Here is a 25,103-nt window from a genome sequence, read left to right as displayed (position 1 = left end):
GATGTTCTCGACGGCCTTCCTCGATCTCCCGCCTCTCGCAGGCGCGGCCGGCACGGTCCGGCTGCCGGGCTCCAAGAGCATTTCCAACCGCGTGCTGCTGCTCGCTGCGCTCGCGAGCGGCACCACCACGATCCACGACCTGCTGGACTCCGACGACACGCGCGTGATGCTCGACGCCCTGCGCGCGCTCGGCTGCGGCATCGACCCTGCGGGCAGCGCGCTGCGCATCACCGGCCTGGGCGGGAAGCTGAAGCCCAACGAAACGCTGCTGCCGCTGTTCCTCGGCAATGCCGGCACCGCGATGCGCCCGCTGACCGCGGCGCTGTCGCTGCTGGGCGGTGAGTTCGAGCTCAGCGGCGTGCCGCGCATGCACGAGCGCCCGATCGGCGACCTCGTCGATGCACTGACCCAGCTTGGCTGCCGCATCGACTATCTCGGCAACCCCGGCTACCCGCCCCTGCGCATCCACCCCGTGCCGCACGGCGAACTCGCGCTCGATGCGCCGATCCGCGTCCGCGGCGACGTGTCGAGCCAGTTCCTCACTGCCTTGCTGCTGGCGTTGCCGCTTGCGGCAGCCGACGACATCGTGATCGAGGTGATCGGCGAGCTGATCTCCAAGCCCTATATCGAGATCACGCTGAACCTGCTGGCGCGCTTCGGCATCCAGGTGCAGCGCGACGGCTGGGAGCGTTTCACCATTCCCGCAGGCAGCCGCTACAGCTCGCCGGGCGACATCCACGTCGAGGCCGATGCCTCCTCCGCTAGCTATTTCATAGCACTGGGCGCCATCGCAACGGGCGTCCCGGGCAGGAACGGCATCCGGATCGAGGGCGTGGGCGCCGATTCGATCCAAGGCGACATCCGCTTCATCGACGCCGCCCGCCAGATGGGTGCGCTGGTCGACAGCGGCCCGAACTGGCTCGAAGTACGCCGCGGGGCGTGGCCGCTCAAGGCCATCGACCTCGACGCCAACCACATCCCCGACGCCGCGATGACGCTGGCCGTGATGGCACTCTACGCCGACGGCCCGAGCACGCTGCGCAACATCGCGAGCTGGCGCGTGAAGGAAACCGACCGCATCGACGCCATGGCCAACGAGCTGAAAAAGCTTGGCGCCGCCGTCGAAACGGGCCCCGACTTCATCCGCGTGCACCCGCTGGCGCAGGCTGGCTGGCTCCCGGCAAGCATCCGCACCTACGACGATCACCGCGTGGCCATGTGCTTCTCGCTCGCGGCCTTCAACCCGGCCGGCGTGCCGGTGCGCATCCTCGATCCGCACTGCGTCGCCAAGACCTTCCCCGACTACTTCGAGACCCTGTTCTCGGTGGCCGAGGCCGCCGAGGTACCGGTGATCTGCATCGACGGCCCGACCGCCTCCGGCAAGGGCACGCTGGCCGCCGAAGTGGCGCGCCTGCTGGGCTACCACTACCTCGATTCGGGCTCGCTGTACCGCGTGACCGGCCTCGCCATGCGCCGCGCCGGCCTGGACGCCAATGCCGCGAACGAACCGCAGATCGCCACCCTCGCCGCCGCGCTGCCCTTGCAGTTCACCGAGGGAAAGGTGCTGCTGGACGGGGAAGACGTAAGCGACGACATCCGCACCGAAGCCGCCGGCATGGACGCCTCGCGTGTCTCCGCGCTGCCCGCCGTGCGCGAGGCGCTGCAGGACCTGCAGCACCGCTTCCGCCGCCTGCCCGGCCTGGTGGCCGACGGACGCGACATGGGCACCGTGATCTTCCCCGATGCGGAGCTCAAGGTGTTCCTCACGGCCGGCGCCGCCCAGCGTGCCGAACGGCGCCATAAGCAGTTGATTTCAAAGGGTATTTCGACTACACTCGACAGTCTTCGCTCCGACTTGGAAGCACGCGACGCCCGGGACTCTTCCCGAAGCGTGGCACCTCTGAAGCCGGCGCAAGACGCTCGCCACCTCGACAACTCCCAGCTGTCAATCGAACAATCGATCGACACGGTGTTGAACTGGTGGCAAGAAATTCAACCGTTCAAGCCCGCTTGAGCGGTTGAAGTGCAGCTCTTCAAGTCCGCTTGAGGGGCTCGCGCCAACCGGGTTTTCCGGGTTGGCGCCTACCGCTCCGGCAGGCTCCTTCCGCGCGACAGCGCACCGGCCTGCTGGTTGTTCAACCAACCGGGCTCATGCCCACAACCAACCGCCGTCTACAGACCCACAGCAGCCGCACGCAATTTCGCATGAGCGCCTGCCAACCCTGCATGACGGAAGGAACCATAAATGTCTGAATCTTTTGCCGACCTATTCGAAGAGTCCCTGAAGCGTTCCGAAATGCGCACCGGCGAGGTCATCACGGCCGAAGTCGTGCGTGTCGAACACAACCACGTCGTGGTCAACGCCGGCCTGAAGTCCGAAGCGTATGTGCCGATCGAAGAGTTCAAGAACGACAAGGGCGAACTCGAAGTCCAGGCCGGCGATTTCGTTTCCGTTGCCATCGGCAGCGTTGAAAACGGCTACGGCGACACCATCCTCTCGCGCGACACCGCCAAGCGTCTGGCTTCGTGGCTCGCCCTGGAGAAGGCCCTGGAATCGGGCGACTTCGTCACCGGTACCACCAGCGGCAAGGTCAAGGGCGGCCTGACCGTGCTCGTCAACGGCATCCGCGCATTCCTGCCGGGCTCGCTGATCGACACGCGTCCGATCAAGGACCTGACCCCGTACGAGAACAAGACCCTCGAATTCAAGGTCATCAAGCTCGACCGCAAGCGCAACAACGTCGTGCTGTCGCGCCGTGCCGTGGTCGAAGCCAGCATGGGCGAAGAACGCGCCAAGCTGATGGAAACGCTGAAGGAAGGCGCAGTCGTGCGCGGCGTGGTCAAGAACATCACCGAATACGGTGCGTTCGTGGACCTCGGCGGCATCGACGGCCTGCTGCACATCACCGACATGGCATGGCGCCGTGTTCGCCACCCGAGCGAAGTCGTTCAGGCCGGCCAGGAAATCACCGCCAAGATCCTCAAGTTCGACACCGAGAAGAACCGTGTCTCGCTGGGTCTCAAGCAAATGGGTGACGACCCGTGGATGGGCGTTTCGCGCCGCTACCCGCAATCGACCCGCCTGTTCGGCAAGGTCACGAACATTGCCGACTACGGCGCGTTCGTCGAACTCGAACCCGGCATCGAGGGCCTGGTGCACGTCTCCGAAATGGACTGGACCAACAAGAACATCGCTCCGAACAAGATCGTCTCGCTGGGCGACGAAGTCGAAGTCATGGTCCTCGAGATCGACGAAGACAAGCGCCGCATCAGCCTGGGCATGAAGCAGTGCAAGGCCAACCCGTGGCAAGAGTTCGCGCAAAACACCAAGCGTGGCGACCGCGTCAAGGGCCCGATCAAGTCGATCACCGACTTCGGCGTGTTCGTGGGTCTGGCTGCCGGCATCGACGGCCTGGTTCACCTCTCGGACCTCTCGTGGAACGAAGCCGGCGAAACCGCCGTTCGCAACTACAAGAAGGGCCAGGAAGTCGAAGCGATCGTGCTGGCTGTAGATGTCGACCGCGAGCGCATCTCGCTGGGCATCAAGCAACTCGACAGCGACCCGTTCACCACGTTCACCACCGTGAACGACAAGGGCCAGATCGTGACCGGCAAGGTCAAGACCGTGGACGCCCGCGGCGCTGAAATCGACCTCGGCGAAGACATCATCGGCTACCTGCGTGCTTCGGAAATCTCGCGCGACCGCGTCGAAGATGCCCGCAACGTGCTCAAGGAAGGCGACGAAGTCACCGCCATCGTCGTGAATGTGGATCGCAAGACCCGCAACATCCAGCTGTCGATCAAGCAGAAGGACATGGTCGACGAACAAGGCGCCATGGCCAGCCTGAGCCAGCAGTCGGCACGCGAAAACGCGGGCACGACGAGCCTGGGCGCCCTGCTGCGCGCCAAGCTCGACAACAACGACAGCAAGTAAGCTGAGTCCGAAGACAGAGCAGGCCCTAGGGCCGCTCTGTCTTTTTTTTCGTCCACGTTTTTCGTTTATGTTCGGCCTATGACCCGCTCAGACCTTGTCGAAGAACTCGCAGCGCGCTTTGCACAGCTCACGCACCGCGATGCCGAATACGCCGTCAAGACCATCCTCGACGCGATGAGCGACGCGCTGGTGCGCGGGCACCGCATCGAGATCCGCGGCTTCGGCAGCTTCTCGGTCAACCGGCGTCCGCCGCGCATCGGCCGCAATCCGCGTTCGGGCGAGAGCGTGCAGATCCCCGAGAAACGTGTGCCGCACTTCAAGCCCGGCAAGGCGCTGCGCGAGGCCGTGGATGCACGCACCGCGGAGCTTGACGCCGGCAAGGAAACCAAGGGCCGCAAGGCCTGACCGGCGGCCCGTCCCGACGGCCGCAAACGTAGAATCGTCCCGCCAACGGGAACGTGCATGAAATACCTCCTGTGGCTGCTCAAGGCAGCCATTTTTTTTACGCTCTTTGCTTTCGCGCTGAACAACCAGCACGACGCAACCGTCTATTTCTTCTTCGGCACCTACTGGCGCGCGCCGTTGGTGCTCGTGGTGCTCGCGGCCTTCGCCGGCGGGCTCGTGGTGGGCGCGCTCGGCATGCTGCCGGGCTGGTGGAAGCATCGCACCGCAGCGGCGCAACTGCCCGCCGCCTCCGAGGCCCAGCCATCCGCGCCGTCGGTCGCCACGAGCACTCCTGCATCGGCGCCGTCCATCTCCGCCACCGACCTTCCCGCCGTACGTCAACATGGACTTTGATCCCAGCTGGCTGTTGATCAGCCTGCCCGTCGCCTTCGTGCTGGGCTGGCTCGCATCGCGCTTCGACATCCGCCAGCTCAAGCTCGAAAACAGGCAAGCACCCAAGGCCTACTTCCGCGGCCTCAACTTCCTGCTCAACGAGCAGCAGGATCAGGCCATCGACGCCTTCATCGAGGCCGTGCAGAACGACCCCGACACGCAGGAGCTGCACTTCGCGCTCGGCAATCTCTTTCGCCGCCGCGGCGAGTACCAGCGCGCGGTGCGCGTGCACGAGCACCTGCTGGGCCGAGGCGACCTGAGCCGCAGCGACCGCGAACGCGCGCAGCACGCGCTGGCACAGGACTTCCTGCGCGCCGGCCTGCTCGACCGCGCCGAAGCCGCACTGCAGAAGCTCGAAGGCACGCGCTACGAGAACGAGGCGCGGCTGTCTCTGCTGGCCATCTACGAGCGCTCGCGCGAATGGGCGCAGGCCGCCGACGTAGCGCAGAAGCTCGACGAGTCCGACCAGGCCAGCTACAGCACGCGCCGCGCGCATCACCTCTGCGAGCAGGCGACCGAGCGCGTGGCGGCAGGCGACCTGTCGAGCGCGGCGAAGCTGCTCGCGCAGGCCGTTGGACTTGCGCCGCAAGCACCGCGCCCCGCCATCGACACAGCCAACCTGCAGTTGCGCAAAGGCGAAGCGGCCGCGGCCTTCGACACGCTCGTGGCCCTGAGCGACACGGCACCGCTGGCGCTGCCGCTCTATGCGGCCACACTGCAGCAGGCCGCCGTGGCCGCGCACCGCCAAGGCGAAGCGCTCGCGCTGCTGCAACGCCGCTACGTGGAGTCGCCGTCGATCGACGTGCTCGAAGCACTGATGGCGCTCGGCGGCACACCGACCGCCACCGCCGAAGAACCCAATCCCACGCCGCGCGATGGCTACATCGCGCATCTTGCACAGCAGCCCTCGCTGGTCGCTGCCTCGCGCTGGCTCGCGGGCGAACACTTCGAACACCAGCAGTTCCATCCGCAGGTGCAGCGCGCGCTCGACCAGGCTACGCGGCCACTCATGCGCTATCGCTGCGCTGCTTGCGGCTTCGAGGCGCACCAGTACTTCTGGCACTGCCCCGGCTGCCAGGCCTGGGACAGCTATCCGCCGCGCCGCGTCGAAGAACTCTGATCACATTTTTGAACAATGGTCACGTGGCGGCCGGTGCGGCTTCCACGGGTCAACGCGCTTCTTTTGTGCCTCGTTGAGCCTGGGCCGGCGCTCTTGTCGGCTGTCAGTCATATCAACAAGACAAAGGGAGTTCCCATCATGTTCAAGAAAATCCTGGCCGCAACGGCCATGCTGTTCGCGGTCGTTTCGTTCGCCGCCGTCGACGTCAACAAGGGCACGGCCGCCGATCTCGACGGTGTCAAGGGCGTCGGCCCTTCCATGTCCAAGCGCATTCTCGACGCGCGCAAGGAAGGCGAGTTCAAGGACTGGCCCGACCTCATGCAGCGCGTGAAGGGCGTCAAGGAAAAGAAGGCCGCCAAGCTGTCAGCCGAAGGCCTGACGGTCAATGGCCAGGCCTTCGGTGGAGCGGCAGCTGCCGCTCCCAAGGAAGGCAAGACAGGCAAGGTAGCCAAGGCCGCCAAGCCCTGATTTCCTACCCGGTCCTATAGCAAGCAAGCCGCCTGTGGGCGGCTTTTTTCATGCATGCACCAAGGCAGGGAAATGCCTCAGGGATGGTCCGGATTTTGCTCGTATGCTCGTTTTCGTTTTCACTTTCATACGTTCCGGAGAGCTCATGAATCACAAGTTCGGCATCGCCCTCGCTGGCCTGACCCTTGGCGCCGCAGCCTTCGCGCAGACCAAGTGGGACCTGCCCACCGCCTACCCGGCGAGCAACTTCCACACCGAGAACATCACCCAGTTCGCGAGCGACGTGGACAAGGGCAGCGGCGGCAAGCTCAAGATCACGGTGCACGCCAATGCCTCGCTGTTCAAGGCACCCGAGATCAAGCGCGCAGTGCAGGGTGGCCAGGCACAGCTCGGCGAGATCCTCCTCGTGAACTACCAGAACGAATGGCAGCTGTTCGGTGCCGACGGCATCCCGTTCCTGGCCGACAGCTACGACGCCGCCTGGAAGCTCTACCAGGCACAGAAGCCTGTGCTCGAGAAGAAGCTGGCCGAGCAAGGCATCGTGCTGCTCTACACGGTCGCCTGGCCGCCGCAAGGCATCTTCGTGAAGAAGGAAATTGCATCGGCCGCCGACCTGAAGGGAGTGAAGTGGCGCGCCTACAGTCCCGCCACCGCGCGCATCGGCGAACTCGTCGGCGCGCAGCCCGTCACGGTGCAGCAGGCCGAGCTCTCGCAGGCCATGGCCACGGGCGTGATCGAGTCGTACATGTCCTCGGGGTCGACCGGCTACGACACCAAGACCTACGAATACATCAAGAACTTCTACGACACCCAGGCCTGGCTGCCGAAAAACGCGGTGCTCATGAACAAGAAGGCCTTCGATGCGCTCGACAAGCCCACGCAGGACGCGGTGCTCAAGGCGGCGGGGGAGGCCGAGAAGCGCGGGTGGGACCTGTCGAAGAAAAAGAACCTCGAATACCTCGACCTGCTCAAGAAGAACGGCATGACGGTGCACGTGCCCTCCGCACAGCTCAAGGCCGACATGAAGAAGGTCGGCGACACCATGCTCAAGGAGTGGACCGAGAAGGCCGGTGCCGAGGGCCAGGCCGTCGTCGACGCCTACAAGAAGATGTGAGGCGGACTCGAACTGCACCCGATGCGCAAGACACTTGACCTTCTCTACACGAGTGCCGCCGCATTGGCGGCGCTCTTCATGGTCGCCCTGCTGGCGATGGTCCTCCTGTCCATCCTCGGCCGCCAGCTTCACTTCAACATTCCCGGCATCGATGCCTACGCCGGCTACCTGATGGCCGGCGCGGGCTTCCTGGCGCTCGCGCACACGCTCAAGCGCGGGGAGCACATCCGCGTGACGCTGGTGCTGCAGACCCTGCCGCCCGCGGCGCAGCGCTGGCTCGAGCGCTGGGCGATGGCCGCCGCGGCGCTCCTCGCGCTGCTGTTCGCCTGGTACAGCGTGCGCCTTGCCTGGCAGTCGTTCGACTTCCACGACATCTCCACCGGCAACGACGCCACCCCGCTGTGGATGCCGCAACTGTCTATGGCGCTCGGCGCCATCGTCTTTGCCGTCGCGTCGCTGGACGAACTCGTGATCGAGTGGCGTGGCCGCCCCGCCAAGGCCGTCGAGACGGAGGCCCTTCGCCATGAGTGACCTCGTCGTCGCAGGCCTCCTGATCGCCGCGCTGTTCCTGATCCTCGGCAGCGGCGTCTGGATCGGCCTCACGCTCTCGGGCGTGGCATGGATCGCCATGCAGATCTTCTCGTCGCGCTCAGCCGGCGACGCCATGGCCGTGACCATCTGGGGATCGGCCTCGAGCTGGACGCTCACCGCGCTGCCGCTGTTCGTGTGGATGGGCGAGATCCTGTTTCGCACCCGTCTCTCGCAGGACATGTTCAAGGGTCTCGCACCCTGGATGCAAAGCCTGCCGGGCCGGCTGCTGCACACCAACGTGGTGGGCTGCGCGGTGTTTGCCGCGGTCTCCGGGTCGAGCGCGGCCACTTGCGCCACCATCGGCAAGATGAGCCTGCCCGAACTCAAGCGCCGCGGCTACCCCGACGACATGGTCATCGGCACGCTGGCCGGCGCGGGCACGCTCGGCCTCTTGATTCCGCCGTCGATCATCATGATCGTCTACGGGGTGAGCGCGGACGTATCGATCGCTCGGCTGTTCATCGCGGGCGTCATCCCGGGCATCATGCTTGCGCTGCTGTTCTCGGGCTACATCGTGTTCTGGGCGCTGCGCCACCCCGACCGCGTCCCGCCGGCCGACGCGAAGCTTCCTTTCATGGAAAAGCTCAAGGCCTCGATGTCGCTGATCCCGGTGGCCCTGCTCATCCTGTCGGTGCTCGGCTCCATCTATGCGGGCATCGCCACCGCCACCGAGGCGGCGGCCGTGGGCGTGGTCGGCGCGATGATCATCTCGGGCGCGCAGGGCTCGCTCACCTGGCAAAGCTTCAGGGACGCGTTGCTGGGCGCCACGCGGCTGTACTGCATGATGGCGCTGATCCTCGCGGGCGCGGCCTTCCTCACGCTGGCCATGGGCTACATCGGCCTGCCGCGGCACCTGGCCGAATGGATCGGCTCGCTGGGCCTGTCGAAGTTCCAGCTCATCCTGGCGCTGGCTGCCTTCTACATCGTGCTGGGCTGCTTCCTCGACGGCATCTCGATGGTGGTGCTGACCATGGGCGTGATCATGCCGACGGTCACGGCAGCCGGCATCGATCCGGTCTGGTTCGGCATCTTCGTCGTGCTGGTGGTCGAGATGGCGCAGATCACGCCACCCGTGGGCTTCAACCTGTTCGTGCTGCAAGGCATGACCGGCAAGGATCTGCTCTACATCGCGCGCGTCACCTTGCCGATGTTCTTCCTGATGGTCGCGGCCGTGCTGATCATCTACTTCGTGCCGCAGTTGGTGACCTGGCTGCCGCAGCAGATGGCGCCCTGAAACCGCGGGGCGGCGCGCCGACAATAGACGCATGCTTCTTCTACCGATTCTTGCCATCTGCATCGGCGCCTCGATCGGCGCTCTGGCCCGCTGGGGCCTTGCCCTCTGGTTGGGCATGGGCGGCCTCATGCCCTGGGGCACGCTGGCGGCCAACCTGATCGGCGGCTACCTCATCGGCGTGGCCGTTGCCACCTTCCAGCTGCTGCCCGACCTGGATCCGGTCTGGCGGCTCGCGCTGATCACCGGCTTCCTCGGCGGCCTCACCACCTTCTCGAGCTTCTCCATCGAGGTCACCACCATGCTGCTCGAAGGCCGGCTGGGCGTGGCCATGGTCACGGCCTCGGCCCACCTGGGCGGCTCGCTCTTCTTCACTTGGCTCGGCATCCGGACCGTGCGGATCTTCTCGGCTTGAACAGGGCATAAATGCGCCTTATGTCTTGCGGTTATGGATAGGGCTTCCCAAAGGGTCGATCGATAGAATCGATCCCAATGCCTCTGGTCTTTCTCGTCGCACTCCCCTTCATTGCCAGCGTGCTGGCCGCGTTGATGCCATCCAACGCGCGCAACAGGGAGTCGACCCTCGCGGGACTGGTCGCACTGGGCTGCGCGATACAGACCGCGTGGCTCTTTCCGCAGATCGCGCACGGCAACGTGCTGCGGCAGGAGATCGAATGGCTCCCGGCCCTCGGCCTCAACCTCGTGTTCCGCATGGATGGCTTCGCCTGGCTGTTCTGCATGCTTGTGCTGGGCATCGGCGCGCTGGTGGTGCTCTATGCGCGCTACTACATGTCGGCCTCCGACCCGGTGCCGCGCTTCTTCTCGTTCTTCCTCGCGTTCATGGGCGCGATGATGGGCGTGGTGCTCTCCGGCAACCTGATCCAGATGGCGCTGTTCTGGGAGCTCACCAGCCTCTTCTCCTTCCTCCTGATCGGCTACTGGCACCACCGCCGCGATGCGCGGCGCGGGGCGCGCATGGCGCTCACCGTCACCGGCGCGGGCGGGCTGTGCCTGCTGGCCGGCGTGCTGGTGCTGGGCCGCATCGTCGGAAGCTACGAGCTCGACGTGGTGCTGGCCTCGGGCGACCTCATCCGCGCGCATGTGCTCTACCCGGCCGCGCTGGTGCTGGTGCTGCTCGGCGCCTTCACCAAGAGCGCGCAGTTCCCGTTCCACTTCTGGCTGCCGCGCGCCATGGCCGCGCCCACGCCGGTCTCGGCCTACCTGCATTCGGCCACCATGGTGAAACTCGGCGTGTTCCTCATGGCGCGGCTGTGGCCCGTGCTCTCGGGCACCGAGCAGTGGTTCTGGATGGTGGGCGGCGCGGGTGCGGTCACGCTGCTGCTCGGCGGCTTCATTGCCATGTTCCAGCGCGACCTGAAGGCACTGCTGGCCTACTCGACCATCTCGCATCTCGGGCTCATCACGCTGCTGCTGGGCCTGAACAGCCCGTTGGCGGCAGTGGCGGCGGTGTTCCACGTCATGAACCACGCGACCTTCAAGGCATCGCTGTTCATGGCGGCCGGCATCATCGACCACGAGAGCGGCACGCGCGACATCCGCAAGCTCAGCGGCCTGCTGCGGCTGATGCCGATCACCGGCACGCTGGCCATCATCGCCAGCGCCTCGATGGCCGGCGTGCCGCTGCTCAACGGATTCCTGTCGAAGGAGATGTTCTTCGCCGAGACGGTGTTCATCCAGTCCACGCCATGGATCGACTGGAGCCTGCCGATCATCGCCACCGTCGCGGGCGTCTTCACCGTGGCCTACTCCGCCCGCTTCGTGTTCGACGTGTTCTTCGGTCCGCCCTGCGGCCCCGACGTGCCCAGGCAACCGCATGAGCCGCCGCACTGGATGCGCGTGCCGGTCGAGCTGCTGGTGCTGCTGTGCCTGGTCGTGGGCGTGGTGCCGGCCTGGTCCATCGGCCCGCTGCTGGCGGCGGCCGCGGCGCCCGTGGTGGGCGGCACGCTGCCCGAGTACAGCCTGGCCGTATGGCACGGTTTCAACCTGCCGCTCGCGATGAGCTTCGTGGCGCTGGCGGGCGGCGCCGCGCTCTACCTGCTGCAGCGCAGCCGACGCGCGGACGGCGGTCTCACGCACACGCCGCTGCTGCACCGCTTCGACGGCCAGGCCATCTTCGAACACCTGCTCGCGCTGCTGAGCGAGGCGGGCCGGCGCAGCCGCCGCCTGTTCGGCACGCGCCGCATGCAGTGGCAGTTGCTGCTGCTGGTTGTCGTGGCCATTGCGGGCGCCGCGGCCTCGCTGTGGGCCACGCCCGCTGCGCCCGGCACGCGCGAGCTGCTGCCCTTCTCGCCGATGTTCGCCATGACCTGGATCATCGGCGGCACCTGCGCGCTGGCCGCCGCCTGGCAGGCCAAGTTCCACCGGCTCGCGGCGCTGATGCTGGCTTCGGGCGCCGGGCTGGTCTCGTGCGTGACCTACATCTGGTTCTCCGCGCCCGACCTCGCGCTGACGCAGCTGGTGGTCGAGGCCGTGACCACCGTGCTGATCCTGCTGGGGCTGCGCTGGCTGCCGATGCGCAGCAAGGACGCCGTGCAACCCGCGCGCGCACGGCTGCGGCCCTGGGGCCGGCGCGGGCGCGACCTGCTGGTGGCAACTGTTGCCGGCGGCGGCATGGCGATGCTGGCCTGGGCCATGATGACGCGCGAGTTCCCGCAGAGCATCTCGCCCTTCTTCCTCGAACGCGCGCTCACCGAAGGCGGCGGCACCAACGTGGTCAACGTGATGCTGGTCGACTTCCGGGGCTTCGACACTTTCGGCGAGATCACGGTGCTCGGCGTGGTGGCGCTCACCGTGTATGCGCTGCTGCGGCGCTTCCGCCCCGCGATCGAATCGATGGCCCTGCCCATACAGCAGCGCCTGCAGGTCGACGACGGCAGCAGCGACCTGCTGAACCCGCGCCGCGCCAAGGACACCGCCGTCGGCTACCTGATGGTGCCGGCCGTGCTGGTGCGGCTGCTGCTGCCGCTGGCGGTGCTGGTGTCGGTCTACTTCTTCATGCGCGGCCACAACGCGCCGGGCGGCGGCTTCGTCGCGGGGCTGGTGATGTCGGTGGCGCTGGTGCTGCAGTTCATCGTCTCGGGCACCGAATGGGTCGAAGAGCACTTGCGCATCTATCCGCGCCGCTGGATCGCCATCGGCCTGCTGTTCGCGCTCGCCACCGGCAGCGGTGCGGTGTTCTTCGGCTACCCCTTCCTGACCACGCACACCGCGCACGTTCACCTGCCGCTGCTGGGCGAGGTGCATGTGCCGAGCGCCCTCTTCTTCGACATCGGCGTGTTCGCGCTGGTGCTCGGCGCCACCATGCTGATCCTCACCGGGCTGGCCCATCAGTCGATACGCAGCCACCGCTGGGCCGACGAGCAGGCCGAACAAAAATGATCACCCCCGTTGCCTGCTTACTTCGTGTAGCCGCCTCCCCTTTCAAGGGGGCAACACCAGCGGCCCGGCAAAGCCGGTTCCGCGGTGTTCCTGGCCAGGGACAGGAGGCTCCCTCGCGCAGGGCACCATCGATCCGGCTTTGCCGGGCGATAGGTGCCGCCCCCGGAAGGGGGTTGGCGAAGCGACACGAAGTGCGCGCAGCCTGGGGGGGAGCCTAGGATGGAAATCGTGCTCGCACTCGCCATCGGCGTGCTCACCGGCTCGGGCGTGTACATGCTGCTGCGCCCACGCACCTTCCAGGTCATCATGGGCCTGACGCTGATCTCGTACGCGGTCAATCTCTTCATCTTCAGCATGGGCCGGCTCAAGGTCGACAGCGAGCCGGTGCTCGTCAAAGGCTTCACCGCCACGCTGGCCAACACGGCCGACCCGATGCCGCAGGCCCTGGTACTGACCGCCATCGTGATCGGCTTCGCGATGACGGCGCTGTTCCTCGTGGTGATGCTCGCCTCGCGCGGCCTCACCGGCACCGACCATGTGGACGGTGAAGAGCGGCAGGAGGCAGAGTGAAGGAGATCTCCCATCTGCTCGACAGGTTGCTCGAGTTCGGCATGCCGCATTTGGTGGCGGTGCCGATCCTCGTGCCCATGCTCACGGCCGCGCTCATGCTGCTGCTGGGCGAGAACCGTCGGCGCACCAAGTCGGCATTGAGCGTGGTGTCGGGCCTCGTCGGCCTGCTCGCCGCACTCGCACTGCTGCGCTGGGTCAACGCGGCCGACACCGGCGGCGGCCCCGGATCCATCGGCGTCTACCTGCCGGGCAACTGGCGCGCGCCCTTCGGCATCGTGCTGGTGGCCGACCGGCTCTCGACCATGATGGTCACGCTCACCGGCGTCATCGCATTTGCCGCATCGATCTACTCGACCTCGCGCTGGGACCGTGCGGGCGTGCATTTCCATCCGCTGCTGCAGCTGCAGCTCATGGGCCTGAACGGTGCCTTCCTCACGGGCGACCTGTTCAACCTGTTCGTCTTCTTCGAGGTCATGCTCGCAGCCTCGTACGGCCTGCTGCTGCACGGCTCCGGCCGGCTGCGCGTGCAGGCCGGGCTGCACTACGTCGCGATCAATCTCGCGGCCTCGTCGCTGTTCCTGATCGGCGCGGCCATCCTCTACGGTGTGACCGGCACGCTCAACATGGCCGACCTCGGCGTGCGCATCGCCGAACTCGCGCCGGGAGACCGCGGGCTGGTGCATGCGGCGGCAGCCATCCTCGCGACAGCCTTCTTCGCGAAGGCCGGCGCATGGCCGCTCAACTTCTGGCTGGTACCGGCCTACAGCGCGGCGGTGTCGCCCGTGGGCGCGGTGTTCGCTCTGCTGACCAAGCTCGGCATCTACACGATCCTGCGGCTGTGGACCGTGCTCTTCGCGCCCGACACCGGCGACTCGGCGGCCTTCGGGCAGGCCGCGCTGGTGGGTACCGGCCTTGCCACGCTGTTCGTCGGCGCCCTCGGCATCGTCGGCACCCAGCGGCTGTCGAACCTCGCGGGCTTCAGCGTGCTGGTGTCGGCCGGTACCCTGCTCGCGGCGCTCGGACTCGGACGGCCGGCCGTGTGGGCGGGCGCGCTGTACTACCTGCTGAGCTCCACGCTCGCGGTCAGCGCCTTCTTCCTGCTGACCGACATGATCGAACGCTGGCGCAACGCCGGCATGAGCGTCGCACCGCACGAGGCGGCCGGCAACGCCCCCTTCCTCGCCGAAGACCTGCGCGCGCTCGACAACGTGAACCTCGACGACGAGGCGCAAGCGCTCTACGGCCGCGCGATTCCCGCCGGCGTGGCCTTCCTCGGCCTGAGCTTCGTGGGCTGCACGCTGCTGCTCGCGGGCCTGCCGCCGCTGTCAGGCTTCATCGGCAAGTTCGCGATGCTCTCGGGCTTGCTCGGCGCAAAGGCGCTCGGCACCGCCAGCTGGATCTTCCTCGCGCTGCTGATCGTCTCCGGTTTTCTCTCGCTGATCGCCCTGAGCCGCACCGGCATCCGCCATTTCTGGACGCAGCTCCACCCCACCATGCCTTCGCTGCCCGCGCTCGAAGTGCTGCCGGTGGCCGGACTTCTCGCGGCCTGCGTGGCGCTGACCGTGTGGGCCGAGCCCGTGATGCAGCACGCCAGGGCCACGGCGGAGGGTCTGAAGACCCCCACGGCTTATCGCAACGCGGTGCTGGGCGCCAGGCAGATCCCGAACCCGGTGAAGAAAAAGGAAGGCACGGCCCCATGAAGCGCCTTCTGCCTTCCCCGCCGCTGTCGTTCGCGCTGTTCGTCGTCTGGCTGCTGCTCAACCAGTCGCTCGATGCGGCCACGCTGCTGGCAGCCCTGGTCCTCGCCATCGCCGTGCCGTTGCTCACCGAGGGCCTGCGTCCGGCGGCGGTGCGCATGCGCCGGCCTGGCGTCGCGCTGCGGCTGTCCTTCATCGTGACCTTCGACATGCTGAAGTCGGCGTACGACGTGGCCCGCCTGCTGCTCACGCGGCGCACCTCGCGCATCGGCTCGAAGTTCGTGCAGATTCCGCTCGACATGCGCGACCCCAACGGGCTCGCGGTGCTGGCGATGATCATGTGCCTCACGCCCGGCACGGCCTGGGGCGAAGTGTCGTTCGACCGCAGCACGCTGCTGATCCACGTGTTCGACCTCGACGACGATGCTGCCTTCATTGCGCTGATCAAGCAGCGCTACGAACGCCCCCTGATGGAGATCTTCGAGCTATGACACCCATCCTTTTCTGGGCCCTGAAATTCGCGCTCTTCCTGCTGGCCGTGGCCATGCTGTGCGCGCTCTCCCGGCTGCTGATCGGCCCGAGCGCGCAGGACCGCGTGATGGCGCTCGACTGCCTCTACATCAACGGCATGCTGATGATGCTGGTGCTGGGCATCGTCTACGCGAGCAACGTCTACTTCGAGGCGGCGATGCTGATCGCGCTGTTCGGCTTCGTGGGTTCCACGGCGATGGCCAAGTTCCTGCTGCGCGGGGAGGTGATCGAATGACGGACTTCATCGCAGGCCCGCTGCCGCTGTGGGCCGAGATCGTCACCGCCGTGTTCGCCGTGCTGGGCGCAGCTTTCGCAGCCATCGGCTCGTTCGGCCTGATCCGGCTGCCCACCTTCTTCCGTCGCATCCATGCGCCCACATTGGGCGCGACGGTAGGCGTGTGGTGCATGACCGTGGCCACCATCGTGTACTTCTCGGTGCAGGGCTTCAGCCTGTTCCTGCACGCGGTGCTGATCGTGCTGTTCATCGCACTCACGGCGCCGATCACCACCATCTTCCTGATGCGCGCGGCGCTGTTCCGCGAGCGGCAGAAGGGTGGCGATGTGCCGCCTGAGGCGAAGTCGGGCTGACTTGTCTGTGTCTGCGTAGTTTCGGGGCGCGATCGTTCGGAGCAAGCGCCGCGCCCATCGTGCTCAGGGCACCCCGAATGCCGCAGACATCGGCCAGGCTACAACTGCTGCATCTCCTTGGCCCGAGCCACTTCGACTTCACGCGGCAGAGTCACCGCGTTCTTCACCGCAAGAATTTCCGCCATCACGCTCACCGCGATCTCCGGCGGTGTCTTGCTGCCAATGTAGATGCCGATGGGCCCGCGCAGCCGCGCGAGCGACTCCTCGGTCTGGTCGAAGTGCTCGATCATGCGGTCGCGCCGCGCGTCGGCGTTGCGGCGCGAGCCGATGGCGCCGACGTAGAAGGCCTCGCTCTGCAGCGCCTCGAGCAACGCCAGGTCGTCGAGCTTCGGGTCGTGCGTGAGCGCGACCACGCAGCTTCGGCGGTCGGGCTTGAAGGCCAGCACCGCGTCGTCCGGCATCTCGGTCGTGATGTGCACGCCAGACAGCGACCACGCCGTTCGGTATTCGGCGCGCGGATCGCACAGCGTCACCGCGAAGCCGCTGAACTTGGCCATCGTGGCGAGGTACTCGGCGAGCTGGCCGGCACCGATCAGCAGCATGCGGTATTCGGGGCCGAAGGTGTTGGTGAGTTCGGTGTCGTTCACCGTGAGCTCGTCGGGCGCCGTCGCTTCGGCGAGCCGAACCTCGCCGGTGGCGAGCGTCACCGTGCGCTGCATGAGCTTGCCCTGTTCCAGCTGTGCGACCAGCAGGTCGAGCGACCCGGCATCGGGCGCGTACTCGAGCAGCAGCTCCAGCGTGCCGCCGCAAGGCAGTCCGAAGCGATGCGCCTCGTCGGCGGTGATGCCGTACTTCACGAGCGCGGGCGGCGCGCCCAGCGGCACGTCCTCGCCCTTGCCGTGGGCGTGGCTGTAGCGCGCGATCAGGTCGTCCTCGATGCAGCCGCCGGAGACCGATCCCACCACCGCACCGTCTTCGGCCAGGGCCATGATCGAACCCACGGGCCGCGGCGACGAGCCCCAGGTGCGCACGACGGTCGTCAGCAGCGCGCGTTTGCCGGCACGCCGCCAGTCACGCAGCGTGCGCAGCACCATGACGTCGAGATTTTCCATAGCGCGGTTCGCCTCCTCAGCCGGCGTCGCCGGTCGCGGCGGTGTCGTCTTTCTTGCCGAGGCCGATCTTCTTCATGAGGCCGGACATCATGCCGCTCTTCTCGGCCGGCGCCTCGGCGCTGGCGGCTTCCTCGGCCGGCGCAGGCGGGGGGCCATAGCGGCTCTGCATCTCGGCCTCGAAGCGCTTGAAGAAATCATCTGCGGTCGACTTGGCAGCGCCGTCGATCAGGCGTTGGCCAAGTTGGGCAATCTTGCCGCCGACCTGTGCCTGCACGGTGTAGTCGAGCTCGCAGCCGGCAACCGGCGGCGTCGCGGCCTCCGCTTCGGCCACCGACTTGAGCGTGACGCTCGACGAGCCCTTGGCAAAGCCCGCCACACCACCCTGCCCCTCGAAGGTGAGCTTGTAGCCATCGGGCGCGACGATGTCCGACAGCACCACCTTGCCGTTGAACTTGGCCGAGACCGGACCGATCTTGAGCGCGAGGGCAACGCTGTACTGGTTGTCGCCCGTGAGCTCGAACTTGTCGCAGCCGGGGATGCATTTCTTCAGCGTCTCGGGGTCGTTGAGCGCGTCCCATGCCTGTTGTTGGGTGATGCCGAGGCGGCGGTTTCCGAGCATTTCCATGGTGGTTTCCTTTTGCTTCCTTCCTGGGCAACGCTAGCGGCCGGACCGCATCAAGGCGGCCAGGCTCGCGGCGAGCTGTTCGAGTGCGCTGAGATTGTGAACCGCCAGCATCGCATCTGCTTGCCGGTGCAGCACGCCGGCCCCACGCGCCAGAGGGGCGTAGCCCTCGAAACGCAGCAAGGGGTTGAGCCACAGCAGGCGGCGCGAATGGCGCTTGAGCCACAGCAGCTCCTGCTCCAGCAGCGATGGCTCGCCGGTGTCGAGCCCGTCGCTGATCACCAGCACCAGCGTGCGGCGCCCGGTCAGGCGGCGGGCGTGGGCGCGGCGCAGTTCGGTCAGGGAACTGCCGAGCCGGGTGCCGCCTGCGAAGTCGTCGATGGCGAGGCTGGCTGCACTGAGCATGGCATCGGTGTCGGCGAGCCGGAAGGCGGGGGTCAGGTCGGTCAAGCGGGTGCCGAAGGCGAACACGTCGCGGCGCCCCGCCCGGCGCGTCGCAGCATGAAGGAACGCCAGAAGCAGCCGTGCATAGCGCTCCATCGAACCCGACACATCGACCAGCACCAGCAGCGGCAGGGGCTGCTGGCGCCGCGCGAGCCTGGGCAGCCGCAGGATCTCGCCACCGGTGCGCGCCGCCTCGTGCAGCACGCCCGGCCAATGGATGCGCGCATGCTGCTGGCCCGCATCGCCGGCCACGCGCAGGCGGCGTGACGGCAGTTCGGGAATGGGCAACCGGATGTCGCGCGCAAGCCGTTCGACGAGGCGGTATTCGGATGCGCCGAGCGCGTTGAAGTCCGCATGCTGCAGGCGCTGGCGATCGCTCGACGTCATGGCGGCGTCGAACTCGATCTCGCGGTCGGGCTTTGCCGGCTCGGCTGGCCTGGCGGGGCTGCGCGGTGCGGTAAGCGCTTCGCGCACGCGCGGCCGGCGCTTCGAGGGCTCGGCCTTGCCTTCGGCACTCGGCAGCATCTGCGCGAGCAGCTTGTTGGCCAGTTCCGGGTCGCGAAACCAGGCGTCGAAGAGTTCGCGGAACACCATGCGGTCCTGCTCGCGGCTTACCATCACGGCTTCCATCGCGGCGCCCAGGTCGAGCCTGTCGTCCACGCCCACCAGCGTGGCCGCCTCGGCAGCCAGCGCGATGCGCATGGCATCGGTACGCACGCCGGCACGGCGCAGGGCACGGCCGAAGGCGGTGATGTTGCCGGCGAGCTTGCCGCCGCGGACGTCGCCGAGTTGCTGGATTCCGGCCATGCGAAATCGCTGTCTGGAACAGGGACGCGCTCAGCGCGCGACCGGCTCCTCGGGTTTGAGCAGATCCGATGCCAGCTCCCGCGTGAGCGCCGCCACGTCGTCGCGCTGCTTGAACAGGATGCCGGCGGTATCCACCACCACTTCGGGGTCGAGCTCGACGGTGTCGAGCGCGATCAGCGCCCTCGCCCATTCGACGCTCTCGGCAATGCCGGGCGCACGCTGGAAGGCGTTGACGAAGGGCGCATCGCGCAGCCGTGCGACGAAGGCCGCCACCTGCGCCGACAGCTTCTCGCCGGCCTGCGGCACCTGCGCGCGCACGATGGCCAGCTCGCGCTCGCGCTCCGGGTAGTCGAGCCAGTGATACAGGCAGCGGCGCTTGACCGCGTCGTTGAGCTCGCGCGTGCGGTTGCTCGTGAGGATGGTCACGGGCGGCACCACGGCGCGCACCGTGCCCAGTTCGGGAATGCTCACCTGGTACTCGCCCAGGTATTCGAGCAGGAAGGCCTCGAACGGCTCGTCGGCGCGGTCCACCTCGTCGATCAGCAGCACGGCACCGGGCAGCGGCGTCTGCAGCGCCTGCAGCAGCGGGCGGCGGATCAGGTAGTGCGGCTGGTAGACCTCGGCCTCCACATCGCGCGCCGCGCCGGTGGCCTCGGCGGCGCGCATGTGCAGCAGCTGCGCGGCGTAGTTCCATTCGTAGAGCGCCTCGCGCTGCTCCAGGCCGTCGTAGCACTGCAGGCGCAGCAGCTCGCGGCTCAGCGCAGTCGACAGCGCCTTCGCCAGTTCGGTCTTGCCGACCCCGGGCTCTCCTTCGAGCAGCAGCGGGCGCTGAAGCTTGAGCGCGAGGAAAACGGCCGTGGCCAGCCGGCGGTCGGCAAAGTAGCCGGCCTGCATCAAACCTTCGGAGAGGGAATCGATGGTCGGGAAGATCATGGCGAAGCGTAGCGGAAGACGCGAGGCTGTCGCGTCTTCCGTAGAGCGAACAACAACCCCGGCTTCTTCAGCCCAGGGCCTTGGTGACTGCGCGCTGCGTCAGCACGCTGATCAGGTTCGCGCGATACGCGGCCGAAGCATGCAGGTCGCTGTTCAGGTCGCTCGCGTCGATCTTCACGGCTGCGGCAGCGGCCGCCGTGAAGCTCTTGTTGAGCGCATCCTCGAGCCCCGCATGGCGGAACACGCCGTTGCCCGCGCCGGTGATCGCCACGCGCACGCCGCTGTCGTATTGCGCAAGGAACACGCCGACCAGCGGGAAGTTCGACGCCTTCTGGCGCAGCTTTTCGTAGACGGCGCGCTTCGGAATGGGAAAGCGGATCGCGGTGATCAGTTCGTCCTCTTCGAGTGCCGTGGTGAACAGGCCCAGGAAGAAATCGTCCGCCGCGATCTCGCGCTTCGAGGTGATGACCGTCGCGCCGGAGCCCAGCACCGCGCTGGGATAGCAGGCGGCAGGGTCGTTGTTGGCCACGGAGCCGCCGATGGTGCCCATCGCGCGCACTTGCCGGTCGCCGATGCGCGCGGCCAGGTCGGCCAGCGCCGGGAAGGCGGCCTTCACGTCGGCGTTGTTCGCCACGTCGAGATGGCGCGACATGGCACCGATGGTGATGGCATTGCCGTTTTTCGCGATGCCGGTGAGTTCCTTGATGCCGCTCAGGTCCACCAGCTGATCGGGGGCCGAGAGCCGCAGCTTCATCGAAGCCAGCAGGGTCTGGCCGCCCGCCAGCGGCTTGGCGCCTGCGGCAACGAGTTTGGCCGCGTCGGCCACGGAAGCGGGCCGTTCGAGTGTGAAGGCGTACATGGTGCGGTTCCTTCTTTGTTTTAGTGTGTGGCTGCGGCCTGCATCGCTTCCCAGACGCGGCTGGGCGAGGCGGGCATGTCGAAGTCCTTGACGCCCAGCGGCGCCAGCGCGTCGAGCACGGCATTGATCACGGCCGGCGGCGAGCCGATGGCTCCCGCCTCGCCGCAGCCCTTGGTGCCCAGCGGGTTGTGCGTGCACGGGGTGCACACGGTGTCGAGCTTGAACTGCGGAAAGTCGCCTGCGCGCGGCATGGCGTAGTCCATGAAGCTGCCGGTGAGCAGCTGGCCGGTCTCGTTGTCGTAGACGCAGTTCTCCAGCAGCGCCTGGCCGATGCCCTGCACCAGCCCGCCGTGTACCTGGCCCTCGACGATCATCGGGTTGATGATGGTGCCGAAGTCGTCCACCGCGGTGAAGCGGTCGACCTTGACCTCGCCGGTCTGCTTGTCGACCTCGACCTCGCAGATATAGGTGCCGCCCGGGAAGGTGAAGTTGGTCGGGTCGTAGAAGGCGGTTTCGTTCAGGCCGGGCTCCAGCTTGTCGAGCGGGTAGTTGTGCGGCACGTAGGCCGTGAGCGCCACCTGGCCGAACGGGATCTTCTTGTCGGTGCCCTTGACCGTGAACTCGCCATTGGCGAACTCGATGTCGGCGTCGCTTGCCTCCATCAGGTGCGCGGCAATCTTCTTGGCCTTGGTCTCGATCTTGTCGAGCGCCTTCATGATGGCCGCGCCGCCCACCGAGATGGAACGCGAGCCGTAGGTGCCCATGCCGAAGGGCACGCGGCCGGTGTCGCCGTGCACCACGTCGACGTTCTCGACCGGAATGCCCAGCCGCGCCGCCACGACCTGCGCGAAGGTGGTCTCATGCCCCTGGCCGTGGCTGTGCGAGCCGGTGAACACCGTCACGCTGCCGGTCGGGTGCACGCGGATCTCGCCGCATTCGAACAGGCCGGCGCGCGCGCCGAGCGCGCCGGCGATGTTCGACGGCGCGATGCCGCAGGCCTCGATGTAGCTCGAGTAGCCGATGCCGCGCAGCTTGCCTGCGGCCTCGCTGGCCGACTTGCGCGCGGCGAAGCCGTCAACCTCGGCCAGCACGCGGGCCTTGTCCATGCAGGCGTGGAAGTCGCCCGTGTCGTACTGCAGCGCGACCGGCGTCTGGTAGGGAAAGGTGCTGATGAAGTTGAGCTTGCGGATCTCGTCCTGCCCCAGGTTCATTTCCCAGGCGCAGCGCGACACCAGCCGCTCCAGCAGATAGGTGGCCTCGGGCCGCCCCGCGCCGCGGTACGCGTCGACCGGCGCGGTGTTGGTGAACCAGGCATCCACCTCGACGTAGATCTGCGGCGTGGTGTACTGGCCCGCCAGCAGCGTGGCGTAGAGGATGGTCGGCACCGCGGTCGAGAAGGTCGACAGGTAGGCGCCGAGGTTGGCGTCGGTGTGCACGCGCAGCGCGAGGAACTTTCCGTCCTTGTCCATCGCCATCTCGGCGTGGCTCACGTGGTCGCGGCCGTGCGCGTCCGAGAGGAAGCACTCGGAGCGTTCCGCCGTCCACTTGATGTTGCGGTTGAGCTGCTTGGCGGCCCAGGTGAGGCACACGTCTTCGGCATACAGGAAGATCTTGGAGCCGAAGCCGCCCCCCACATCGGGCGCGATCACGCGCACCTTGTGCTCGGGCAGGCCCAGCACGAAGGCCGTCATCAGCAGGCGTTCGACGTGCGGATTCTGGTTCGACACATACAGCGTGTAGTCGTCGGTACCGCGGCTGTAGCTGCCGATGGCCACGCGCGGCTCGATCGGGTTCGGAATCAGCCGGTTGTTGACCAGGTCGAGCTTGGTGACGTGCGCGGCGCTGGCAAACACCGCGTCGACCGCCGCCTTGTCACCGAGCGCCCACTTGTAGCACTGGTTGTCGGGCGCCTCGTCGTGCAGCGTGACGCCGCTCGCCTTCTTCGCCGCATCGGCCACGCTCACGAGCGCGGGGAGCACCTCGTAGTCGACCACCACCGCCTCGGCGGCGTTCCTGGCCTGCTCGACCGTCTCGGCCACCACCATCGCGACGTGGTCGCCGACGTAGCGCACCTTCTTGATCGCGAGGATCGGGTGCATCGGCTCCTTCATGGGGGTGCCGTCGGGGTTGTTGATGAGCCAGCCGCAGGGCAGGCCGCCCATCTTTCCTTCGATGTCCTTGCCGCTGAAGATGCCGACCACGCCAGGCATCTTCAGCGCCTCGGCGATGTCGATCGACTTGATGGCGGCATGGGCGTGCGGCGAGCGCACGAAGACCGCATGGCTCTGGTTGGCCAGCGTGATGTCGTCCGTGTAGTTGCCGGCGCCGGTCAGGAAACGATAGTCTTCCTTGCGCCGCAGGGCCTCGCCGATGTGCGGCAGGTTCGAGAAGTCGGAAGCACCCATGATGTTGCTCCTTTCACGCCGTGACGGTTGTCTTGACCGGCGTACCCGAGGCCATGGCCTCGCCGCCCATCTTCACGGCCTTCACGATGTTCTGGTAGCCGGTGCAGCGGCACAGGTTGCCCTCGAGCAGCTCCCGGATTTCCGACTCGCTCGACTTGGGGTGGTGGGTGCAAAGGTCGATGGCGCTCATGACCATCCCCGGGGTGCAGAAGCCGCACTGCAGGCCGTGGCACTCCTTGAATGCAGCCTGCATCGGGTGCATGGTGCCGTCGGCCTCGGCGATGCCCTCGATGGTGGTGATGTCCGCGCCCGTGGCCTGCGCGACCAGGATGTTGCACGACTTGACTGCCCTGCCGTTGACGTGGACGGTGCAGGCGCCGCACTGGGCGGTGTCGCAGCCGACGTGGGTTCCGGTGAGGTGGAGGTGCTCTCGGATGGCGTGGACGAGGAAAGTATTGGGAGGAGCGTCGACCGTGACCTGACGGCCGTTGATCTTGAAAGCGACCTGCATTTGGCTGTCTCCGTGAAAGGTGATGGCTGGTTCAGCAAAAAGCATCTTGGATGCCCACCTTTCGCACTATCCTAGGCAAAACCCTCGACTCTTGCACAGAGCGAACGAAATTCTCAAAATGAAACAGCTTGCCGCCCGGCGAGCCGGGAAAAGCCGCCCCACACGCGCGAAAAACCACGATGCCCGCCACTGTCGTTTCGCCACCTCCTGAGCGTTCCCTGGCCATTGCCCAAGCCCGCCGCGAACTGATCGAGGGCGAGTCGCCGCCCCGTGCGCGCGGTGCCGCGTGCGTCGATTCGTGGATCACCCGTTCCTGGCAGCGCTGCATCGAGGCCGGCCGCCGGCCGCAGCAGCGGGTCAGCTTCGATCCGGTGAGCCGGGCAGCCGGCTGCGATGTCGCCGAACACAACCGGGCGCTGGTTTCCGCGGCCCGGCCGGTGATCGACCGGCTTTCGCGCGCCATCGCCGACACCCGCTATTTCGCCATCCTGACCAATGCCGACGGCATCGTGATCGACGTGGGCAACCGCCCGGGGGGCGTCGACGCCGCCAGCCGCCATGCGCGCGACATCGCGCGCGTCGGCGTCGACCTGTCGGAACGCGCCATCGGCACCAGCGCGATCGGCACCGCGCTGGCCGAACAGGAATCGGTGTGGCTGCACCGCGGCGAGCATTTCTTCGACGACACCAGCGTCTACAGCTGCGCGGGCGCGCCGCTCTTCGGCCCCCGGGGCGACTGCATCGGCATGCTCGACCTGACCGGCGTGCAGGTGGTCGAGCGCCCGGAGCTGCGCCACCTGGCCACCCTGTCCGCGCGCAGCATCGAGAACATGCTGCTGATCCGCGAGCCCTGCGAGCTGCTGTTGCACCTGGCCTGGCCGGGCAGCCCGAGCAGCGAAGCCACCGAGGGACTGCTGTGCATCGACGCTGGCGGTGGCATCACGGGCGCCAATGCGGCGGCCCGGCAGATGCTGCACCAGCCGCTGGCGCGCTGCGAACACGCATTGAATTTCAACGACCTGTTCGCGCTGCCCCTGCACATGATGTTCGACGCGGCCCGGCGCGGCGACGCGGTGCTCGAAGTGCCGCTCTGGTCGGGCTTGCGGGTGCAGGCGCGGCCCCGGCGCGGCGGCAGCTCCGAGGGTGCTTCCGCATCCAGCACCCGCCCGCGATTGCGCGACGTCGAAACCGAGCTGATCCGCAAGGCGGTGACCGACGCGCGCGGCAACGTGGCGGAAGCCGCGCGGGCACTGGGCATCAGCCGTGCCACGGTCTACCGCAAGCTGTGGCGCGGCCGCTCGGCCGGCATGCCGGACTGAGCGCACAGCGT

The 25,103-nt window shown here is 67.1% G+C and carries 24 protein-coding genes; 17 read left to right on the top strand and 7 right to left on the bottom strand.

Translation table 11 applies throughout. From position 1 onward, the window contains the following. Position 1 precedes the first annotated feature (1 nt). The 16 genes from ACEN9N_RS03955 (at position 2) to mnhG (ending at position 16,080) form a co-directional block, all read left to right on the top strand. Complete coding sequence (locus ACEN9N_RS03955) at positions 2-2,014, top strand: bifunctional 3-phosphoshikimate 1-carboxyvinyltransferase/cytidylate kinase (protein ID WP_495655389.1); 2,013 nt, start codon at positions 2-4, stop codon at positions 2,012-2,014. 231 nt (positions 2,015-2,245) lie between these two features. Then, complete coding sequence (rpsA, locus tag ACEN9N_RS03950; protein ID WP_007829366.1) at positions 2,246-3,934, top strand: 30S ribosomal protein S1; 1,689 nt, start codon at positions 2,246-2,248, stop codon at positions 3,932-3,934. Between the two features lie 78 nt (positions 3,935-4,012). After that, on the top strand, positions 4,013-4,339 hold the full coding sequence (locus ACEN9N_RS03945) for an integration host factor subunit beta (RefSeq protein WP_007829365.1): 327 nt from the start codon (positions 4,013-4,015) through the stop codon (positions 4,337-4,339). A 57-nt stretch (positions 4,340-4,396) separates the two neighbouring features. After that, positions 4,397-4,732: a LapA family protein gene (locus ACEN9N_RS03940; RefSeq protein WP_007829364.1), complete on the top strand. Its 336-nt coding sequence runs from the start codon at positions 4,397-4,399 to the stop codon at positions 4,730-4,732. Then, positions 4,722-5,891: a lipopolysaccharide assembly protein LapB gene (gene lapB / locus ACEN9N_RS03935; protein WP_413314745.1), complete on the top strand. Its 1,170-nt coding sequence runs from the start codon at positions 4,722-4,724 to the stop codon at positions 5,889-5,891. The genes ACEN9N_RS03940 and lapB overlap by 11 nt, the downstream gene beginning before the upstream one ends. A 138-nt stretch (positions 5,892-6,029) precedes the next feature. After that, on the top strand, positions 6,030-6,359 hold the full coding sequence (locus ACEN9N_RS03930; RefSeq protein WP_413314746.1) for a ComEA family DNA-binding protein: 330 nt from the start codon (positions 6,030-6,032) through the stop codon (positions 6,357-6,359). Positions 6,360-6,504: 145 nt separating this feature from the next. Further along, positions 6,505-7,473: a TRAP transporter substrate-binding protein gene (locus tag ACEN9N_RS03925; protein ID WP_495655388.1), complete on the top strand. Its 969-nt coding sequence runs from the start codon at positions 6,505-6,507 to the stop codon at positions 7,471-7,473. Between the two features lie 21 nt (positions 7,474-7,494). After that, positions 7,495-8,004 carry a TRAP transporter small permease gene (locus ACEN9N_RS03920; protein ID WP_413314749.1) on the top strand — a complete coding sequence of 170 codons (510 nt, stop codon included), beginning with the start codon at positions 7,495-7,497 and terminating at the stop codon, positions 8,002-8,004. Then, positions 7,997-9,298 carry a TRAP transporter large permease gene (locus ACEN9N_RS03915; RefSeq protein WP_413314750.1) on the top strand — a complete coding sequence of 434 codons (1,302 nt, stop codon included), beginning with the start codon at positions 7,997-7,999 and terminating at the stop codon, positions 9,296-9,298. Before ACEN9N_RS03920 ends, ACEN9N_RS03915 begins: the two co-directional genes overlap by 8 nt. Positions 9,299-9,329: 31 nt before the next feature. Then, positions 9,330-9,710 (top strand): fluoride efflux transporter CrcB, encoded by a 381-nt coding sequence (gene crcB / locus ACEN9N_RS03910; RefSeq protein ID WP_413314751.1) that lies wholly within the window; start codon positions 9,330-9,332, stop codon positions 9,708-9,710. A 77-nt stretch (positions 9,711-9,787) separates the two neighbouring features. After that, complete coding sequence (locus ACEN9N_RS03905; protein WP_495655387.1) at positions 9,788-12,694, top strand: monovalent cation/H+ antiporter subunit A; 2,907 nt, start codon at positions 9,788-9,790, stop codon at positions 12,692-12,694. 219 nt (positions 12,695-12,913) lie between these two features. Further along, positions 12,914-13,264, top strand: a complete 351-nt coding sequence (locus tag ACEN9N_RS03900; RefSeq protein ID WP_056510360.1) for a Na+/H+ antiporter subunit C — start codon at positions 12,914-12,916, stop codon at positions 13,262-13,264. A 41-nt stretch (positions 13,265-13,305) separates the two neighbouring features. After that, positions 13,306-14,964: a monovalent cation/H+ antiporter subunit D gene (locus ACEN9N_RS03895; protein ID WP_495656444.1), complete on the top strand. Its 1,659-nt coding sequence runs from the start codon at positions 13,306-13,308 to the stop codon at positions 14,962-14,964. Further along, positions 14,961-15,452, top strand: a complete 492-nt coding sequence (locus tag ACEN9N_RS03890; RefSeq protein ID WP_413314753.1) for a Na+/H+ antiporter subunit E — start codon at positions 14,961-14,963, stop codon at positions 15,450-15,452. Before ACEN9N_RS03895 ends, ACEN9N_RS03890 begins: the two co-directional genes overlap by 4 nt. Continuing rightward, the gene (locus ACEN9N_RS03885) at positions 15,449-15,727 is read left to right on the top strand and encodes a K+/H+ antiporter subunit F (protein WP_007829342.1); all 279 of its coding nucleotides are present in this window, start codon (positions 15,449-15,451) and stop codon (positions 15,725-15,727) included. The genes ACEN9N_RS03890 and ACEN9N_RS03885 overlap by 4 nt, the downstream gene beginning before the upstream one ends. Beyond that, a complete protein-coding gene (gene mnhG, locus ACEN9N_RS03880) occupies positions 15,724-16,080 on the top strand; it encodes a monovalent cation/H(+) antiporter subunit G (RefSeq protein WP_007829341.1) in 357 nt (118 codons plus the stop codon). The genes ACEN9N_RS03885 and mnhG overlap by 4 nt, the downstream gene beginning before the upstream one ends. Positions 16,081-16,178: 98 nt before the next feature. On the opposite strand, the gene ACEN9N_RS03875 is transcribed toward mnhG, so the two are convergent. The 7 genes from ACEN9N_RS03875 to ACEN9N_RS03845 all read right to left on the bottom strand — a co-directional run bounded on the left by ACEN9N_RS03875 (position 16,179) and on the right by ACEN9N_RS03845 (position 23,773). Beyond that, on the bottom strand, positions 16,179-17,192 hold the full coding sequence (locus tag ACEN9N_RS03875; RefSeq protein ID WP_007829339.1) for an XdhC family protein: 1,014 nt from the start codon (positions 17,190-17,192) through the stop codon (positions 16,179-16,181). 16 nt (positions 17,193-17,208) lie between these two features. Next, entirely contained in the window at positions 17,209-17,817 is a 609-nt protein-coding gene (locus tag ACEN9N_RS03870) for an SRPBCC family protein (protein ID WP_495655386.1), read from the bottom strand. Positions 17,818-17,850: 33 nt separating this feature from the next. Further along, positions 17,851-19,065, bottom strand: a complete 1,215-nt coding sequence (locus ACEN9N_RS03865) for a vWA domain-containing protein (protein WP_495655385.1) — start codon at positions 19,063-19,065, stop codon at positions 17,851-17,853. 30 nt (positions 19,066-19,095) lie between these two features. Then, complete coding sequence (locus tag ACEN9N_RS03860; protein WP_007829333.1) at positions 19,096-19,998, bottom strand: AAA family ATPase; 903 nt, start codon at positions 19,996-19,998, stop codon at positions 19,096-19,098. A 67-nt stretch (positions 19,999-20,065) separates the two neighbouring features. Then, complete coding sequence (locus tag ACEN9N_RS03855) at positions 20,066-20,857, bottom strand: FAD binding domain-containing protein (protein ID WP_413331330.1); 792 nt, start codon at positions 20,855-20,857, stop codon at positions 20,066-20,068. A 20-nt stretch (positions 20,858-20,877) separates the two neighbouring features. Beyond that, positions 20,878-23,262 (bottom strand): xanthine dehydrogenase family protein molybdopterin-binding subunit, encoded by a 2,385-nt coding sequence (locus tag ACEN9N_RS03850; RefSeq protein WP_413314756.1) that lies wholly within the window; start codon positions 23,260-23,262, stop codon positions 20,878-20,880. A gap of 13 nt (positions 23,263-23,275) precedes the next feature. Next, complete coding sequence (locus ACEN9N_RS03845) at positions 23,276-23,773, bottom strand: (2Fe-2S)-binding protein (RefSeq protein ID WP_413314757.1); 498 nt, start codon at positions 23,771-23,773, stop codon at positions 23,276-23,278. 179 nt (positions 23,774-23,952) lie between these two features. Between ACEN9N_RS03845 and ACEN9N_RS03840 the strand changes: the two genes are divergently transcribed. After that, positions 23,953-25,092, top strand: a complete 1,140-nt coding sequence (locus ACEN9N_RS03840) for a helix-turn-helix domain-containing protein (RefSeq protein WP_495655384.1) — start codon at positions 23,953-23,955, stop codon at positions 25,090-25,092. Positions 25,093-25,103 lie beyond the last annotated feature (11 nt).

The organism is Variovorax sp. Varisp46, assembly GCF_059491885.1.
This window is presented reverse-complemented; position numbering and strand designations above follow the sequence as displayed.

Coding starts and splice junctions, on each gene's coding strand:
- ACEN9N_RS03955 (WP_495655389.1), top strand. CDS start 2: ATGTTCTCGACGGCCTTCCTCGATCTCCCGCCTCTCGCAGGCGCGGCC.
- rpsA (WP_007829366.1), top strand. CDS start 2,246: ATGTCTGAATCTTTTGCCGACCTATTCGAAGAGTCCCTGAAGCGTTCC.
- ACEN9N_RS03945 (WP_007829365.1), top strand. CDS start 4,013: ATGACCCGCTCAGACCTTGTCGAAGAACTCGCAGCGCGCTTTGCACAG.
- ACEN9N_RS03940 (WP_007829364.1), top strand. CDS start 4,397: ATGAAATACCTCCTGTGGCTGCTCAAGGCAGCCATTTTTTTTACGCTC.
- lapB (WP_413314745.1), top strand. CDS start 4,722: ATGGACTTTGATCCCAGCTGGCTGTTGATCAGCCTGCCCGTCGCCTTC.
- ACEN9N_RS03930 (WP_413314746.1), top strand. CDS start 6,030: ATGTTCAAGAAAATCCTGGCCGCAACGGCCATGCTGTTCGCGGTCGTT.
- ACEN9N_RS03925 (WP_495655388.1), top strand. CDS start 6,505: ATGAATCACAAGTTCGGCATCGCCCTCGCTGGCCTGACCCTTGGCGCC.
- ACEN9N_RS03920 (WP_413314749.1), top strand. CDS start 7,495: ATGCGCAAGACACTTGACCTTCTCTACACGAGTGCCGCCGCATTGGCG.
- ACEN9N_RS03915 (WP_413314750.1), top strand. CDS start 7,997: ATGAGTGACCTCGTCGTCGCAGGCCTCCTGATCGCCGCGCTGTTCCTG.
- crcB (WP_413314751.1), top strand. CDS start 9,330: ATGCTTCTTCTACCGATTCTTGCCATCTGCATCGGCGCCTCGATCGGC.
- ACEN9N_RS03905 (WP_495655387.1), top strand. CDS start 9,788: ATGCCTCTGGTCTTTCTCGTCGCACTCCCCTTCATTGCCAGCGTGCTG.
- ACEN9N_RS03900 (WP_056510360.1), top strand. CDS start 12,914: ATGGAAATCGTGCTCGCACTCGCCATCGGCGTGCTCACCGGCTCGGGC.
- ACEN9N_RS03895 (WP_495656444.1), top strand. CDS start 13,306: ATGCCGCATTTGGTGGCGGTGCCGATCCTCGTGCCCATGCTCACGGCC.
- ACEN9N_RS03890 (WP_413314753.1), top strand. CDS start 14,961: ATGAAGCGCCTTCTGCCTTCCCCGCCGCTGTCGTTCGCGCTGTTCGTC.
- ACEN9N_RS03885 (WP_007829342.1), top strand. CDS start 15,449: ATGACACCCATCCTTTTCTGGGCCCTGAAATTCGCGCTCTTCCTGCTG.
- mnhG (WP_007829341.1), top strand. CDS start 15,724: ATGACGGACTTCATCGCAGGCCCGCTGCCGCTGTGGGCCGAGATCGTC.
- ACEN9N_RS03875 (WP_007829339.1), bottom strand. CDS start 17,192: ATGGAAAATCTCGACGTCATGGTGCTGCGCACGCTGCGTGACTGGCGG.
- ACEN9N_RS03870 (WP_495655386.1), bottom strand. CDS start 17,817: ATGGAAATGCTCGGAAACCGCCGCCTCGGCATCACCCAACAACAGGCA.
- ACEN9N_RS03865 (WP_495655385.1), bottom strand. CDS start 19,065: ATGGCCGGAATCCAGCAACTCGGCGACGTCCGCGGCGGCAAGCTCGCC.
- ACEN9N_RS03860 (WP_007829333.1), bottom strand. CDS start 19,998: ATGATCTTCCCGACCATCGATTCCCTCTCCGAAGGTTTGATGCAGGCC.
- ACEN9N_RS03855 (WP_413331330.1), bottom strand. CDS start 20,857: ATGTACGCCTTCACACTCGAACGGCCCGCTTCCGTGGCCGACGCGGCC.
- ACEN9N_RS03850 (WP_413314756.1), bottom strand. CDS start 23,262: ATGGGTGCTTCCGACTTCTCGAACCTGCCGCACATCGGCGAGGCCCTG.
- ACEN9N_RS03845 (WP_413314757.1), bottom strand. CDS start 23,773: ATGCAGGTCGCTTTCAAGATCAACGGCCGTCAGGTCACGGTCGACGCT.
- ACEN9N_RS03840 (WP_495655384.1), top strand. CDS start 23,953: ATGCCCGCCACTGTCGTTTCGCCACCTCCTGAGCGTTCCCTGGCCATT.